Here is a 14,564-nt window from a genome sequence, read left to right on the forward strand (position 1 = left end):
AGGGGTCGAAGCCGCCCGCGCCGGCGAGGCCGGTCGCGGGTTCGCAGTCGTCGCCCAGGAAGTCCGCGGGCTCGCCCAGCGTTCGGCCGATGCCGCCAAGGAGATCAAGACGCTGATCTCGACATCGTCCGCGCAGGTCAAGCAGGGCGTCGAGCTCGTCACCGCTTCCGGCAAATCGCTCGACGACATCGTCGGCGAAGTCGCGCAGATGAGCACCTTCGTCAACACGATCAGCTCGAGCACCAGCGAACAGGCGATGAGCCTGCGCGAAGTGGCGGCCTCCGCCGACCAGATGGACAAGGTGACCCAGCAGAACGCCGCGATGGTGGAAGAAACCACCGCCGCTGCCCAGAGCCTGACGCAGGAAACCGACAGCCTCGCCGACATGATGGCGCGCTTCAAGACGAATGGCGGCGCACCCTCCCAGACCTATGCTTCCGGCAGTTATCGCTCGCGTGCGGCCTGATCGGGCTTTTCCGAGTTGACGCCGCCGCTGGCCCAAAAGCCGGCGGCGTTTTCCGGTCACGTCGGTTGACGGATGCGGCGCAGTTCACCTTCCAGCAGCGTCATGTTCACTGGTTTTCGGATGGTCGTCCGGTTTTTGAAGCCGTGGTGATCGTCGAGCTGCTCGTATCCGGTGCAGAACAGGAAGGGCACGCCATGGGTCTGCAGCCATTCCGCGAACGGATAGACGGGGTTTCCCCCGAGGTTGACATCGAGGACGGCGACGTCGGGAAGTTGCGAGGCGCCGACCAGGCGCATGGCTTCATCGGTAGTTGCCGCTGGTCCGACGACTTCCCAGCCGCGCGATTCAAGTTCGCTGCAGAGCTCCATGGCGATAAGGGTCTCGTCCTCGACGACAAGTATCCGCCCCGCCGAACCGGCCTCCGACGACTTGAGCGCGACCTCCTCGCCGGAAACCGAGCCGGTTGAAATGTCGGGCCGATAGACGGATCGGGGCAACGTGGCGATCAGGCGCATGCCGGTTGGTGGCCAGCTGATGTCGAGTTCACCCGCCAATTGACGGGTGGCGACTTCCATCACCAAGGTTGAGCCGAAGCCCCTGGACTCCGGCTTCTGCACCGCCGGGCCGCCGGTCTCGGTCCAGCGGAGCTCCAGTTCCAGGGAGGGCAGGATGCGCCAGGAGACATCGACCCGGCCTTCCGTGACCGACAATGCGCCGTATTTGACGGCGTTGGTGGCAAGCTCGTGGATGAGGAGGCTGACCGGCTGCACGGTATTGGGAGTGAGAGTGACTGAAGGCCCGCCGATCATCAACTGGCTGACGCTTTGATAGGCCCGGGTTTCCTCGGTGAGGACCGCTGCGAGATCTCCGCCCTCCCACCGGTTCTGGGCGAGCAACGAATGGGCGCGGCTCAGCGCGGAAACGCGGCCCCGAACTGCAACGATGAAAGCCTCCTTGGTTTCGGCACGGGTCAGGGAGACCAGGGCCTGCACCACAGCGAGGGCGTTCTTGGCCCGGTGATCGACCTCGCGGGCCAATAGCTGGCGGGAATCCTCGTTGGCCTTGCGTTCGGTAATGTCGCGCAAGATGACCGTTGCCAGCTTTCCATCGCCAATCTGGACCTGCGAAATCGACGCCTCGACGGGGAATTCCTCGCCATTGGCGCGCAGGCCGCTGATCGCCCCCAATGCGCCCATCCGGCGGTTGGTAACGCCGGTCTCCTTGAAGAGGCGGATATGTTCGCCATGTCCATGCCGAAACCGTTCGGGGATGAAACGTTCGATCGGTGAGCCGATCGCATCTTTGCCGGCGACGCCGAACATGCGCTCGGCGGCCGGGTTGAACAGCACGATCCGCTGACCCCCGTCGACGGTGATCAGCGCGTCCATCGCCGATTCCACAATCCCCTCCATGCGTCGCCGGCTTTCCAGCAGAGCATCCTCCGCGGCCTTTCGCTCGGTGATGTCGCGTAGGATAACGGTGGCCAGGCGCTCGCCGCCGATCTCGACCTGCGAGATCGACGCCTCGATCGGAAATTCCTGGCCGTCCGCGCGCAAGCCGCTGATCGCACCGAGCGATCCCATCTGGCGGGTGGTCACGCCGGTTTCGGTGAAACGATGAATGTGCGCCGCATGGGTCGGGCGATGGCGTTCCGGCATGAAACGGGAGATGTGCTGACCAAGTGCCTCGTTGGCCGGCAGGCCGAACATGCGCTCGGCGGCCGGATTGAACAGGATGACCCGTTGCTCGTCATCGATGGTGATGATCCCGTCCATTGCCGAAGCGACGATGCCCTCGAGCCGTTGCATGGTTTCAACGGCGGTTTTCTGGCTCAGTTTCTGGTGGTGTGGGCGAGATTCCATGACGGCACATCTCCAGTTCAACCACCGAATCACTGGTGCGATCGCATGGGCGGTTGCAACCAATATGCCATCTCGCGCATTCGGTGAACATGCGGGAATGATTAAATTCATGGGGATAGGGTGATGGAGGGGCAAGCGCCCGCTTTGCATCTGCAACCGGGGCGACGCTGTCGAGCATCTTTGCCCTGCGGCCGGGCTGGTAGAGTATAGTCTTGAAAGGGGAATTTGGAGCGGGCGAAGGGATTCGAACCCTCGACCCCAACCTTGGCAAGGTTGTGCTCTACCACTGAGCTACACCCGCTCATCAATCCATCGGTCCGTGGTAGTAAAGCTTGACCGTGGCGTCGTGGCTCGTTGCCGGCGACGGGCGCTATATGGCCCAGTCCTTTTTCAAATGCAACAGGGAAATGACGATTGGCGCCAAGAAAAATCGTGATCCCGCCAAAGCCCTTGCAAACCGCCGGTTCCGACCGGAACCGGCGGCCGCTTCATTCTCAGGACGCCGGGCAAGCCGCTCCGGACTTCACCCAGGCGCTGATCAGCTCGCCGAACTGAGCCTGCGTGCCCGGCACCGGTTCGCGCCCTGCACCCGGGTTCCAGCCCCAGCCGACCAGTTCGTCATGGGCCATGTGCTCGACGATCTGATCCATGGTCTTGCCGCCGTTGCGGGCCGGGTCCTTGATCTGCTGGCAGATCTGGGCGAGCGACTTGCCGACCCAGGCCATTTCGATCGGAGCCAGATGCCAGGCGGGATTGCCCGGAATGCTCTTGATCGTGTCGGCCTGGCCGACGATCGGCGTGTTTTCCGCGCTGTGGCAGGTGGTGCACTGCATGCCGGGCAGGCCCATGCCGCCGTCGCCACGGAAGACCGGCGGCTGGTGCGGGTGCATGTTGACGCCCTGCAGCGGCCGGTCGGTCGCCGGGTGACAGTTGACGCAGCGCGGATGCTGGATGACCTTGCCTGCCTCCTGGAAGAGCGCCACGGAGCGTTCGCGCTCGTTGGCGATCGACTGGAAGGAGGCGGCGGGCTTCAGCGCCTTGGCATCGATCTTGGCATCCTGGGCGACCGAGGCGGGCGACAGCAGCGTGCCGGCGCCCACGAAAAGACAGAGTGTCGCGACGCCGGTGATAGCGAGTTTCCAATTCATCGGGGTTTGATCCTCAGGCCGAAACGATGTTGACGATAGGCAGCTGCCGGACCGGTGCTCCGGTCAGGCGCCTCCAGGCGTTGGCAACCGCCGGGCCGACGGGCGGCACGCCGGGTTCGCCGACGCCGCTCGGCTTTTCACTCGACTTGATGATCTCGACGGCCACGTCCGGCATCTCGTTGATGCGGATCGACCGGTAGTCGTGGAAGTTCGACTGCACGATCTTGCCGCCCTTGGCGAGCGTCACCGCATCGAAGAGGACTGCGCCGAGGCCGTAGCCGATGCCGCCTTCCATCTGCGCCTTGATGACGTTCGGATTGACGGCGACGCCGCAATCGACCGCACACCAGACCTTGTGGACACGTGGTGCGCCTTCCGGCCCGACCGAAATTTCGACGATCTGGCCGACGAAGGTGTTGAAGCTTTCGACCACCGCAACGCCGCGGGCGCGGCCTTCCGGCAGAGGCGAGCCCCAGTTCGCCATTTCGGCAGCCTTCTTCAGCACGCCCGCATGGCGTGGCTTTTCGCCAAGCAGCGCAAGTCGTCCTTCGACCGGATCCTTGCCGATCTTCTGGAACAGCTCATCGACGAAGGTCTCGACCGCAAAGCCGGTATGGGTGTGGCCGACCGACCGCCACCAGAGCGGCGGGATAGAGAGCTGGACGTTGTGGGCGCTGACCTTCAGGTTCGGGATCGTGTAGGGCAGGTTGGAAGCGCCTTCGACCGAGGTCTCGTCGAGATCGGCCTTGCCCATGATCGATTGTCCGACGATCACCTGTTCCCAGGCCGTGATCTGGCCCTGCGCATTGATGGCGCCGCGCATCCTGTGGGCATACATCGGGCGGTAATAACCGCCGCGGATGTCGTCCTCGCGGGTCCACATGTGCTTCAAGGGACGGCTGCGATCCGTTGCGGCATAGACGGCTGCCGCTTCCTGCATGTAGGGCGAGCCGAACTGCGCCTTGCGGCCGAAGCTGCCGCCAGCGAGCTGGGTGTTCACCCGCACCTTCGTTTCGTCGAGCCCGAGGATCTTGGCGGCGACCGACTGGTCCATGCCCGGGAACTGCGCGCCGTTATAGATATCGACCGATCCGTCATCCGCCTTGATGAAGACGGCGTCGAGCGGCTCCATCGGCGCATGCGCCAGGAAGGGGAAGACGATCTCGGCTTCCACCGTCTGCAGGCCGGGCGCCTTGAAGGCGTTGTCGACGTTGCCGTTATTGGTCGCCTCCAGTCCCTTTTCGCCGAAGAGCTTCCGGTAGTCGGCGGAAAGGTCCTCCGAGGAGCGGGTCTCGGCCTTGGAGAGATCCCATTCGATGCTCAGCGCATCGCGGCCCTTGAGCGCTGCGAACGTATTGTCCGCATAAACGGCGACGCCCGATGGCACCTGCTTCACGTCGACCACGCCCTGCACCTTGCGGGCTTCGGCATCGTTGAAGCTCTTCACCGTCGCGCCAAAATGTTCAGGATGGGCAACGACGGCGATCAGCAGGTTGTCAGGCGTGATGTCGAGCGTGAAGATCGCCGTGCCGTTGGTCTTGCCATGGGTGTCGAGTTTCGGCAGTTCAGTGCCGATCAGCACGAAATCCTTGGGGTCCTTGAGTTTAGGCTCCGCGGGCGGCGTCTGGCGGGCTGCCTTTTCGGCAAATGCGCCAAAACCGCTCTCCTTGCCGGAAGCGGCGTGCTTGATGCGGCCTTTCTCGACGGTGATCTCGGAGGCAGGCACCTTCCAGTCCTCGGCGGCTGCCGCAACCAGCATTGCCCGCGCGGTGGCGCCGGCCTTGCGCATCTGCTCATAGGAATTGGCGATGGAGCTCGAACCGCCGGTTCCCTGCAGGCCGAACATCAGGTTGGCATAGACCTTGTTGTCGGTCGGCGAGTGGACGGCGCGCATCTGGCTCCAGTCGGCGTCGAGTTCTTCGGCGACCAGCGTCGCGAGACCGGTGAATGGCCCCTGGCCGAATTCGATGTGCTTGGCGAGCACGGTCACCGTGTCGTCGGTGCCGACCTTGACGAAGGCATTCATCGGGGCCAGAGCCGGATCGCCGCCGGCATGCACGCCGGTCGGCGCGGCGGAGAGCATCTTTGGCGCAATGGCGACGCCGATGACGAGGCCTGAGCCGGCGAGAAAACCGCGGCGGGTGGTGTTGATGTCCTGGATGGTCATTGCTCAGCCCTCCATCGAATTGGCGGCGTTGTGGATCGCCGCGCGGATGCGATGGTAGGTGGCGCATCGACAGATATTGCCGGCCATAGCGCCGTCGATATCGGCATCGGTCGGCTTCGGCACCATCTGCAGCAGGGCAACCGCCGACATGATCTGTCCGGACTGACAGTAGCCGCATTGCGGCACGTCGAGGCCGGTCCAGGCGGTCTTGACCGCATCGGCTTCCGTGCCGGAAACGCCTTCGATCGTGACGACCTCCGAACCCTCGATCGTCGAGATCGGGGTTACGCAGGAGCGTCGCGGCGTGCCATCGAGGTGCACCGTGCAGGCGCCGCACTGGGCGACGCCGCAACCGTATTTGGTGCCGGTGAGCTTTTCGAAATCGCGGATGACCCAGAGAAGCGGAGTGTCGGGGTCGCCGTCGAACGTTCTTTCCTGTCCGTTGAGCGTGAAGGTGACCATGAGGCAGACCTTTCCGTTAAGAAGCCGGGCGCTGCGCCGGCACTGGAGATTGAGCGGCAGTTATTGGCCGGGGCCGGTATCGAGAGGCGCGAAAAGCCGCGCGGAATAAACTTGAGTTAACTGGAGTAGTTATTATTTATCAATTGGCTACAGGCCGCCGACCGAATAGTCGGAGGCCGGTTCTCCATGTCTGTTTAAATGGTCGCCCATCATTCTGGGTCAAGCGCTTCACGAGATCGTGTGCGCTTCCCTTGGCCGAGGGCAACATTGTGGTTATGGTTATGTCTCAACCACCCGCCAACAGAGCCAATCCATCCGCATGACCGAGACAGAGCCGAAAACCGCCGAGGATCTTTTCCGTTTCCTCGACAGCCTGAACATTGCCCATTCGACCAAGACGCACCCGCCGGTCTTCACGGTGGCGGAGTCCGAAAGCCTGCGCGACGAGATCCCCGGCGGCCATACCAAGAACCTGTTCGTGAAGGACAAGAAGGACCAGTATTTCGTCCTGACGGTCGAGGAACGCGCGACGGTCGACCTGAAGACCGTGCACAAGGTGATCGGAGCGTCGAGCCGCGTCTCGTTCGGGCGGCCCGAAATGCTTCTGGACTATCTCGGCGTGGTTCCCGGCTCGGTGACGGTATTCGGTGCCTTCAACGATACGGGACGCAATGTCACCTTCGTGCTCGACGAAGACCTGATGAAGCACGACACCATCAACGGCCATCCGCTGTCGAACGATGCCACCACGTCGATCGGGCGCGACGATCTCATCCGTTTTCTGGAAGCGACCGGCCATCCGCCGCTTGTCTTGAAAGTGACAGACTGACATACGATCTTTGCAGCCTATATGGCAAAGATGCGAAAGCGTTCCCGGGAGAACATTCATGAGCGGCAGCAATAACCCCTATGGCGGTTCTTACGGCGGACAGATGACCGCCTCGGCGAGTTTTGGCGCGGCACCCGCCACGTCGGCGCCTGCAGGGAGTTACGTGTCCGATACGAGCACGGCCGGGTTCACCAAGGACGTTCTGGAAGAATCGCGCCGCCAACCGGTTCTCGTCGATTTCTGGGCGCCGTGGTGCGGTCCCTGCAAGCAGCTGACGCCGGTGCTCGAAAAGGTCGTCAACGAAGGCCAGGGTCGGGTCAAGCTCGTCAAGATGAATATCGACGATCATCCGTCGATCCCCGGTCAACTCGGTATCCAGTCGATCCCGGCGGTCATCGCCTTTGTCGATGGTCGTCCGGTCGACGGTTTCATGGGCGCGGTGCCGGAAAGCCAGGTGCGCCAGTTCATCGACAAGCTTGCCGGACCTCCCGGCGCAGAAGATGCGGCCGAGATCGAAGGGGCGCTCGCCGAAGCGGAGGCCTTTCTGGTCGCCGGCGATATCCAAGACGCGGCCCAGCTTTACGGCGCCGTCCTGCAGGCCGATCCGGAAAATGCCAAGGCCGCCGCCGGAATGATGCAGTGCCTGGTCGCCATGGGCGAGACGGCTCGCGCCAGCCAGATGCTCGCCTCCCTTCCGGAAGAGCTTGCCAAGGATCCGGCGATCCAGGCGGTCGCCAAGAAGCTCGAGCAGATCGATGAAGCCCGCAAGCTTGGCGATCCCGTGGCTCTCGAGCGCCAACTCGATGCCAATCCGGACGACCACGACGCCCGCCTGAAGCTTGCCAAGATCCTCAACGTTCAGGGCGAACGGGACAAGGCCGCCGAGCACCTGCTGACGATCATGCGCAAGGACCGCACGTTCGACGACGACGGTGCCCGCCGCCAACTCCTGGCGTTCTTTGATGTCTGGGGACCGAAGGATCCGGCGACTATCGCGGCCCGCCGCCGCCTCTCCTCCATCCTGTTTTCGTAGACAGAGCCCGGTTTCGTGAACACGGGCCTGTGTTCGCAAGCAAGGCCGATCCTCAAGGATTGGCCTTGCGTTCTCCGGTGGGTGCCCCACATTACTTCAATCAGCGAATCTTTGGTCTGAGCCGGTGGTCGTCTGGGAGGTGTCGGACCCATGCATGTGGGAAATGCGAGATATCTGAAGCGCGAGGATCTGCCGGAGACGGTTCCTGTCTTTCCTCTTACCGGCGCATTGCTTCTGCCGGGCGGACAGCTGCCGCTCAACATCTTCGAGCCGCGTTATCTTGCCATGTTCGATGCGGCGCTTGCAGGTAACCGGCTGATCGGTATCGTACAGCCGTCGCTGCTTGAATCCGGCGAGGCAGTCGAAGGCCCGCGGGCTCCGCTCTCGACGGTCGGCTGCATCGGCCGCATCACATCGCTTGCCGAAACCGGCGATGGCCGGTACATCACCTCGATCAGCGGCATCTGCCGGTTCCGGCTCATCGAAGAGGTGGGCCACGGCCATCCCTATCGCACCTTCAAGATCGCCCCGATGATGACGGACCTCTCCACCGAGGACGACGAGAGCACGGTCGACCGCGCCGAGCTGTTGCGCGTCTTCCGCGCTTATCTTGACGCCAACAAGCTGGAGGCGGATTGGGAAAGCGTCGAGCGCGCCGGCAACCGGACGCTCGTCAACTCCCTGTCGATGATGTCGCCCTTCGGACCTGCGGAGAAACAGGCTCTCCTCGAAGCGCCGGACCTGCGGACCCGCGCTGAAACGCTGATCGCGATCACGGAAATCCTGCTGGCGCGGGATTTTGGCGATTCCGACACCATGCTCCAGTAAGGCCCAAGTCCATGGACGAGAAACTCAGCAAGGTCGATCCCAAACTGCTCGACCTGCTCGTCTGCCCGCTCTCCAAGAGCCGGCTGTCCTTCAACCGAGAGACCAACGAGCTCATCTCCCAGAAGGCGCAGCTCGCCTACCCGATCCGTGACGGTATTCCGATCATGCTGATCTCCGAAGCCCGCAAGATCGAGGACTAACAGGCTGGCTGTTGCCCCTCATCCGCCTGCCGGCACCTTCTCCCCGCTTGCGGGGCGAAGGAGGAACGCGGCGAACTTCCCGCTCTGTTTCCGACGTCGCCACAAGCCGCTTAAGATCGTTCCTTGAGGAGGCCGGCGCGGCATAACCCCTTCGCCCCGTTTGCGGGGAGAAGGTCGCGGCAGCGGGATGAGGGGCTGGGGGCGCGTGCTTAAATCGCCTCGCCCGCCAGCAGCTTCGGGCCGTCTTCGCCGCTCTTTCCCGCCGCCTGGTCGATGAAGAAGCTTTTCAGCTTCGGCATTCGTTCAACAATGCCCAACCCGAAGTCGCGGGCGATGCGGATGGGGGTGATGTCGTTGGAGAACAGCCGGTTCAGCACATCTGTCGTCACACCCATGCGGAACGTGTCGAAACGCCGCCAGGACTGATAACGCTCCAGCACGTTGAGTGCGCCGATATCGAGGCCGAGACGATCGGCTTCAATCACCGTTTCGGCGAGCGCCGCGACGTCCTTGAAGCCGAGATTGAGGCCCTGGCCGGAAATCGGGTGAATACCGTGCGCCGCATCGCCGGCAAGGGCGATGCGCGGCGCCACGAAGGCGCGGGCGAGGGTCAGGCCGAGCGGGAAGGCGCGTTTGTCGCCGACCACCGTCAGTTCGCCGAGCTTGTGGCCGAAGCGACGCTGCAGTTCCTCCTCGAACACCAGGTCGTCGGAGGCAACCAGTCGATTGGCCTCAGTCGTGCGCTCCGTCCAGACGAGCGAGGAGCGGTTGTTGGTGAGCGGCAGGATGGCAAACGGGCCGGACGGCAGGAAATGTTCTTCCGCCACACCTTCATGCGGCCGCTCGTGAGCAACCGTCGCGACGATACCCGACTGGCCGTAATCCCAGGTGACGGTTTTGATGCCGGCCATGTCGCGCAGTTTCGAGCGCACGCCGTCGCAGGCGACCAGAAGGCGCGTCTCGACGGCCGAACCGTCGGAGAGCGAGACCGTGCAACGGGTGCTGCCGGACTGGAAGCCGGTGGCGGAAAGCCCGTGGCGGATGGCAATCCCGAGGCGTTCGGCGGCGCCGCGCAGTGCCCGCACCATGGCGACGTTCGGCACCATATGGGCGAACGGCCTGCCTTCCTCGATTTCGCCGTCGAAGGTGAGGAAGACCGGGCGCACCGGATCAGACGTGCGGCTGTCGGTGACAACCATCCGGTTGATCGGCTGAGCGTCCACGGCAATCTCGTTCCAGACGCCGATGACGTCCAGCATGCGGGTTGCGGCGGCGATGATGGCGGAGGCTCGCTCGTCCTTTTCCCAGACGCCGGCAGGAGCCGCCTCGATCACCTCGACCTGCAGATGCGGCGCTGCCTGCTTGACCGCGACAGCGGCGGCGAGACCCACATAACCGCCTCCTACAACCAGCATGTCCAGCATTTGCCTAAACTCCCGTGAGACTTGAGAATATCATGTGGTGGATATAGATCATCCGACAGCCGCTTCCTATCGCCGGAGTTCGTCATAATGTCGCGCCAGACCGAATCCCCCTCCGCCATGGAACAGCTGATCGCGACGCTCGATCTCGAAAAGCTCGAGGAGAACATCTATCGCGGCACCAGTCCCGATGTCGGGTGGCAGCGGGTGTTCGGCGGACAAGTGATCGCCCAGGCCCTGATGGCCACCCAGCGGACCGTCGCGGCCGATCGTTTCGTGCATTCGCTGCATGCCTATTTCATGCGTCCCGGCGATCCTTCCGTTCCGATCCTCTATCAGGTGGAGCGCATCCGCGACGGGTCAAGCTTCACCACTCGGCGGGCGGTGGCGGTGCAGCACGGCAAGGCGATCTTCGCCATGTCTGCCTCGTTCCAGGTGGAGGAGGACGGTTTTGATCACCAGATCGACATGCCTTCGGTGACGCAGCCGGAAGATCTGATGGGGGAGAAGGAGTTCAAGGAACTCTTCCTCAAAAAGGCGCCGGAGAATGTGCGTCGCTACTGGAGCCGGGAGCGGCCGATCGAAGTGCGTCCGACCTCGCTCGTGCACTATCTCACCAGGGACAAGCTCGAACCGCGGCAGGACATCTGGGTTCGCACCGTCGGGCAGGTGCCGTCCGACCGTCACTATCAGGCCGCCGTGCTTGCCTATCTCTCCGACATGACGCTGCTCGACGCATCGCTCTATCCGCACGGCACGTCGATCTTCGATCCGACACTTCAGGCGGCGAGCCTCGACCACGCGATGTGGTTTCATCGGCCCGTCACATTTGACGACTGGCTCCTCTACACGCAGGACAGTCCCAGCGCCTCCGGCGCCCGCGGAATGACCCGCGGCAGCATTTACACCCGTTCTGGCACACTGATCGCCTCGGTCGCTCAGGAAGGATTGATTCGGAAAAAGGCAAATGATTAATAGTTGTGCAATTTTTCAAATTTGCACAAGTTTTGGACGTGATTGCGCCGTCCAAATGCCCGTTTTTTGAGACCGGCTGTTTAGTTCTTTACATTTCAATAACTTATACGGTGTCTCGAAACTGGCACGCCCCTTGAATGTATCTGGCCAGTCGCTGTCATGATCTGACGTCGATGAGGAGAGTCGGCCTTGGCCGAGGACAAACAAAGGATGGGAAAGCCAGATGAAAATCGTGATGGCCATTATCAAGCCGTTCAAGCTGGATGAGGTGCGCGAAGCCCTCACGGCTGTCGGTATCCAGGGCCTGACCGTAACCGAAGTCAAAGGTTACGGACGCCAAAAGGGACATACCGAAATCTATCGCGGTACCGAATATGCCGTAAGTTTTCTGCCAAAACTGAAGATCGAAATCGCAGTCCCCTCCGACCTCGTCGAAAAGGCCGTGGATGCGATCGCTTCGGCCGCCAAGACCGGCCAGATCGGCGATGGCAAGATCTTCGTCTATTCGATCGAGCAGGCCGTGCGCATCCGTACCGGCGAAACCAACACAGAAGCGCTTTGAAGCACGGTTGACAGGGGAGTTTTTTAGCTATGCAATTTAACAGGATTTCCACTCTGGGACGCGTGGGTGCCGCCGCCGCGGCGCTTCTTGCGCCCGCCGTCGCTTTTGCGCAGACGGCCGCCGCACCGGCTGCTGCTGCCGCCGCTGCTCCGGCCATGACGATGGACAAGGGTGACAACACCTGGATGCTCATCTCGACCATTCTCGTCCTGCTGATGACCATTCCGGGCCTCGCGCTCTTCTACGGTGGCCTCGTTCGCGCCAAGAACATGCTGTCCGTGCTGATGCAGGTGTTCATGATCACGGCCGTCGTGATGATCATCTGGGTCACCTACGGCTATTCGCTCGCCTTCACCAACGGCGGTTCGCTGAACAGCTTCGTCGGCGGCTTCTCCAAGATGTTCCTTGCCGGCGTCACCACGTCGTCGCTTGCCGAAACCTTCACCAAGGGCGTCGCCATTCCAGAGCTGACCTTCGTCTGCTTCCAGATGACGTTTGCCTGCATCACGCCGGCCCTGATCGTCGGCGCCTTTGCCGAGCGCATCAAGTTCTCGGCCGTCATGCTCTTCGTCATCCTGTGGGTCACGTTCATCTATTTCCCGATGGCCCACATGGTCTGGTTCTGGGGCGGCCCGAGCGCCTACACGGATCCGTCCGGCCTGATCTACTCCTATGGAGCGATCGATTTCGCCGGCGGCACCGTCGTTCACATCAATGCCGGTATTGCGGGCCTCGTCGGCGCGATCATGCTCGGCAAGCGCACCGGCTACAAGAAGGACATCATGGCTCCGCACTCCATGACCCTTACCATGGTCGGCGCTTCGCTCCTCTGGGTCGGCTGGTTCGGCTTTAACGCCGGCTCCAACCTCGAAGCCAACGCCTACGCATCGCTCGCCATGATCAACACCTTCGTCGCGACGGCTGCCGCCGCCGTGTCGTGGTGCCTGGTTGAAACGTTCTCCCGCGGCAAGGCCTCCATGCTGGGTGCCGCCTCGGGCGCGGTTGCCGGTCTCGTCGCCGTCACCCCGGCTGCCGGTTTTGCCGGCCCGATGGGCTCGATCGTTCTCGGTCTCATCGTTTCGCCGGTCTGCTACTTCTTCGTCGACGTGGTGAAGAACAAGTTCAACTACGACGACTCGCTCGATGTCTTCGGCGTCCATTGCGTCGGCGGCATCCTCGGCGCCATCGGCACCGGTATCCTCGTCAACCCGGCACTCGGCGGTGCAGGCATCGTCGACTATTCGACGGCCGACTTCGCTGCCTCCTATTCCGGCACCGCGACCCAGGTCTGGGCACAGTTCAAGGGCGTCCTGACCACGCTCCTGTGGTCGGGCATCGGTTCGGCGATCCTCTACAAGGTCGTCGACCTGATCGTCGGCCTGCGCGTCACCGTCGAAGCCGAACGCGAAGGTCTCGACCTCGCGACCCACGGCGAAGCGGCGTATCACGCGTCCTGATCTACGGCTCGCGGCGGCGGGTGACCGCTGCCGCAGCACGTTGTATCGTGGTTTTTGTTCAAACTGCATTGGCCCGGGTTTCGACCCGGGCTTTTTATTCATGTTTTCAGCCTCCGCCAGACCCGTTGTGGTTAAAGGGACATTAACCACCATCGCGCTATTCTCCGCTGGAATTGCGTGAATCAGCTCTCAGGTTGCCGATTCGCGCTTGCAGTTGCGTTCAAGGACGGCGGGCAGACACGATGGGCAGAAGCAGTTCAGCGGCTATGGCAAACCGGTCCACCCGCCTGGTGCTCACCGCGTTCGTGTGGCGCCAGGCGCTGGCGCTCGCCGGCTTCGGGATATTCTTCGCGCTGGCGCTGGCGGTTGCCGCACTGGCAACCTGGAACGTCGCCGACCCAAGCTTCTCCTATGCGACCGACAATGCGCCGACCAATCTCCTGGGCTTCCCGGGGGCTGCCTTCGCAGACCTGATGATGCAGTTCCTCGGCCTTGCAAGCCTCGTTGCCCTGCTGCCGGTGCTCGCCTTCGCTCTGGCTTTGATCGCGGGGCGTAAATACGACCGCGTTCCGGCGCGCCTTGCGGCCTGGGGCGGCGGCACGCTGCTGGCGTCTGCGACATTGGGCTGCTTTCCCGCACCGCTCACCTGGCCGATCCCAAACGGCATCGGCGGCGTCATCGGCGATATGATCCTGCGGTTCCCGGCATTGTTCGTCGGCGCCTATCCGACCGGTACCGTGGCGGTCGTCCTCGGCTGCATCTTCACCATCCCCTGCGCCTGGCTGATGCTGTTTGCGTCGGGCCTGGTCGGCGAAGCCTTCGAGGACGATGCCGAGGACGACGACCAGCCTGTTGCCGCTGCCAAGACCCGCTCCAAGCGCGAGGAGATCGAGGAAGAGGACGACGAGGACCGGTTTGCCGGTTTCCTGGCGTTCGGCGCTCTCGCTCACTACTGGTATATCGCCCAGGCGCGGTTACGCCGTCTGGCCGGCATCAAGCCGCGCCGCCGGATGGAATTCGATCAACCCTACGATTTCAACGAGGACGAATTCGGGACGCTGAACGAGCCGGTCCGCGCGAGATCGGCGCCTGTCGTGCCCGGCCGTCGCATGGAACCTTCGCTTGACGGTCCGGCCGAGCGGGTCACCTCGCCG

The 14,564-nt window shown here is 62.8% G+C and carries 13 protein-coding genes, 1 tRNA gene and 1 pseudogene; 9 read left to right on the forward strand and 6 right to left on the reverse strand.

Annotated features, from left to right (window positions below; translation table 11 throughout):
• Positions 1-466: methyl-accepting chemotaxis protein (locus MOV61_RS21785; protein WP_247138060.1), on the forward strand; the 466-nt coding region annotated here is incomplete at its 5' end.
• A 56-nt stretch (positions 467-522) separates the two neighbouring features.
• On the opposite strand, the gene MOV61_RS21790 is transcribed toward MOV61_RS21785, so the two are convergent.
• From MOV61_RS21790 to MOV61_RS21810, 5 genes are all read right to left on the reverse strand, one after another.
• A complete protein-coding gene (locus MOV61_RS21790; RefSeq protein WP_247138061.1) occupies positions 523-2,328 on the reverse strand; it encodes a PAS domain S-box protein in 1,806 nt (601 codons plus the stop codon).
• 226 nt (positions 2,329-2,554) lie between these two features.
• Positions 2,555-2,629: transfer RNA gene (locus MOV61_RS21795), tRNA-Gly, on the reverse strand.
• A 193-nt stretch (positions 2,630-2,822) separates the two neighbouring features.
• A complete protein-coding gene (locus tag MOV61_RS21800) occupies positions 2,823-3,476 on the reverse strand; it encodes an Isoquinoline 1-oxidoreductase subunit (RefSeq protein ID WP_247138062.1) in 654 nt (217 codons plus the stop codon).
• Between the two features lie 13 nt (positions 3,477-3,489).
• Positions 3,490-5,643, reverse strand: coding sequence for a xanthine dehydrogenase family protein molybdopterin-binding subunit (locus MOV61_RS21805; RefSeq protein WP_247138063.1), 2,154 nt, complete (start codon positions 5,641-5,643; stop codon positions 3,490-3,492).
• A 3-nt stretch (positions 5,644-5,646) separates the two neighbouring features.
• Complete coding sequence (locus tag MOV61_RS21810; protein WP_038590992.1) at positions 5,647-6,105, reverse strand: (2Fe-2S)-binding protein; 459 nt, start codon at positions 6,103-6,105, stop codon at positions 5,647-5,649.
• 319 nt (positions 6,106-6,424) lie between these two features.
• Between MOV61_RS21810 and MOV61_RS21815 the strand changes: the two genes are divergently transcribed.
• From MOV61_RS21815 to MOV61_RS21830, 4 genes are all read left to right on the forward strand, one after another.
• Positions 6,425-6,934, forward strand: coding sequence for a prolyl-tRNA synthetase associated domain-containing protein (locus tag MOV61_RS21815; RefSeq protein ID WP_247138064.1), 510 nt, complete (start codon positions 6,425-6,427; stop codon positions 6,932-6,934).
• A gap of 58 nt (positions 6,935-6,992) precedes the next feature.
• The gene (gene trxA / locus MOV61_RS21820) at positions 6,993-7,967 is read left to right on the forward strand and encodes a thioredoxin (protein ID WP_038546741.1); all 975 of its coding nucleotides are present in this window, start codon (positions 6,993-6,995) and stop codon (positions 7,965-7,967) included.
• Between the two features lie 150 nt (positions 7,968-8,117).
• A complete protein-coding gene (locus tag MOV61_RS21825; RefSeq protein ID WP_038546739.1) occupies positions 8,118-8,795 on the forward strand; it encodes an LON peptidase substrate-binding domain-containing protein in 678 nt (225 codons plus the stop codon).
• An 11-nt stretch (positions 8,796-8,806) separates the two neighbouring features.
• A complete protein-coding gene (locus MOV61_RS21830) occupies positions 8,807-8,995 on the forward strand; it encodes a Trm112 family protein (RefSeq protein WP_038546737.1) in 189 nt (62 codons plus the stop codon).
• A 209-nt stretch (positions 8,996-9,204) separates the two neighbouring features.
• Here the strand turns inward: MOV61_RS21830 and MOV61_RS21835 are convergent.
• Positions 9,205-10,422 (reverse strand): annotated as a pseudogene (locus MOV61_RS21835) (ubiquinone biosynthesis hydroxylase); the annotation flags it as partial.
• 84 nt (positions 10,423-10,506) lie between these two features.
• On the opposite strand from MOV61_RS21835, the gene tesB reads away from it, so the two are divergent.
• The 4 genes from tesB to MOV61_RS21855 all read left to right on the forward strand — a co-directional run.
• The gene (gene tesB / locus MOV61_RS21840) at positions 10,507-11,391 is read left to right on the forward strand and encodes an acyl-CoA thioesterase II (protein WP_247138066.1); all 885 of its coding nucleotides are present in this window, start codon (positions 10,507-10,509) and stop codon (positions 11,389-11,391) included.
• 223 nt (positions 11,392-11,614) lie between these two features.
• The gene (locus MOV61_RS21845) at positions 11,615-11,953 is read left to right on the forward strand and encodes a P-II family nitrogen regulator (protein WP_007773854.1); all 339 of its coding nucleotides are present in this window, start codon (positions 11,615-11,617) and stop codon (positions 11,951-11,953) included.
• 29 nt (positions 11,954-11,982) lie between these two features.
• Entirely contained in the window at positions 11,983-13,410 is a 1,428-nt protein-coding gene (locus MOV61_RS21850) for an ammonium transporter (RefSeq protein WP_247138067.1), read from the forward strand.
• A gap of 242 nt (positions 13,411-13,652) precedes the next feature.
• Positions 13,653-14,564, forward strand: a 912-nt coding sequence (locus MOV61_RS21855; protein ID WP_247138068.1) for a DNA translocase FtsK 4TM domain-containing protein, incomplete at its 3' end; no start/stop codon positions are given.

The organism is Neorhizobium sp. BETTINA12A (assembly GCF_023006485.1).
Taxonomy (GTDB): domain Bacteria; phylum Pseudomonadota; class Alphaproteobacteria; order Rhizobiales; family Rhizobiaceae; genus Neorhizobium.

Excerpts from the sequence above, each read along its gene's own strand:
- trxA (WP_038546741.1), top strand. The coding sequence starts at position 6,993 with ATGAGCGGCAGCAATAACCCCTATGGCGGTTCTTACGGCGGACAGATG.
- tesB (WP_247138066.1), top strand. The coding sequence starts at position 10,507 with ATGTCGCGCCAGACCGAATCCCCCTCCGCCATGGAACAGCTGATCGCG.
- MOV61_RS21800 (WP_247138062.1), bottom strand. The coding sequence starts at position 3,476 with ATGAATTGGAAACTCGCTATCACCGGCGTCGCGACACTCTGTCTTTTC.
- MOV61_RS21825 (WP_038546739.1), top strand. The coding sequence starts at position 8,118 with ATGCATGTGGGAAATGCGAGATATCTGAAGCGCGAGGATCTGCCGGAG.
- MOV61_RS21845 (WP_007773854.1), top strand. The coding sequence starts at position 11,615 with ATGAAAATCGTGATGGCCATTATCAAGCCGTTCAAGCTGGATGAGGTG.
- MOV61_RS21805 (WP_247138063.1), bottom strand. The coding sequence starts at position 5,643 with ATGACCATCCAGGACATCAACACCACCCGCCGCGGTTTTCTCGCCGGC.
- MOV61_RS21850 (WP_247138067.1), top strand. The coding sequence starts at position 11,983 with ATGCAATTTAACAGGATTTCCACTCTGGGACGCGTGGGTGCCGCCGCC.
- MOV61_RS21815 (WP_247138064.1), top strand. The coding sequence starts at position 6,425 with ATGACCGAGACAGAGCCGAAAACCGCCGAGGATCTTTTCCGTTTCCTC.
- MOV61_RS21790 (WP_247138061.1), bottom strand. The coding sequence starts at position 2,328 with ATGGAATCTCGCCCACACCACCAGAAACTGAGCCAGAAAACCGCCGTT.
- MOV61_RS21810 (WP_038590992.1), bottom strand. The coding sequence starts at position 6,105 with ATGGTCACCTTCACGCTCAACGGACAGGAAAGAACGTTCGACGGCGAC.
- MOV61_RS21830 (WP_038546737.1), top strand. The coding sequence starts at position 8,807 with ATGGACGAGAAACTCAGCAAGGTCGATCCCAAACTGCTCGACCTGCTC.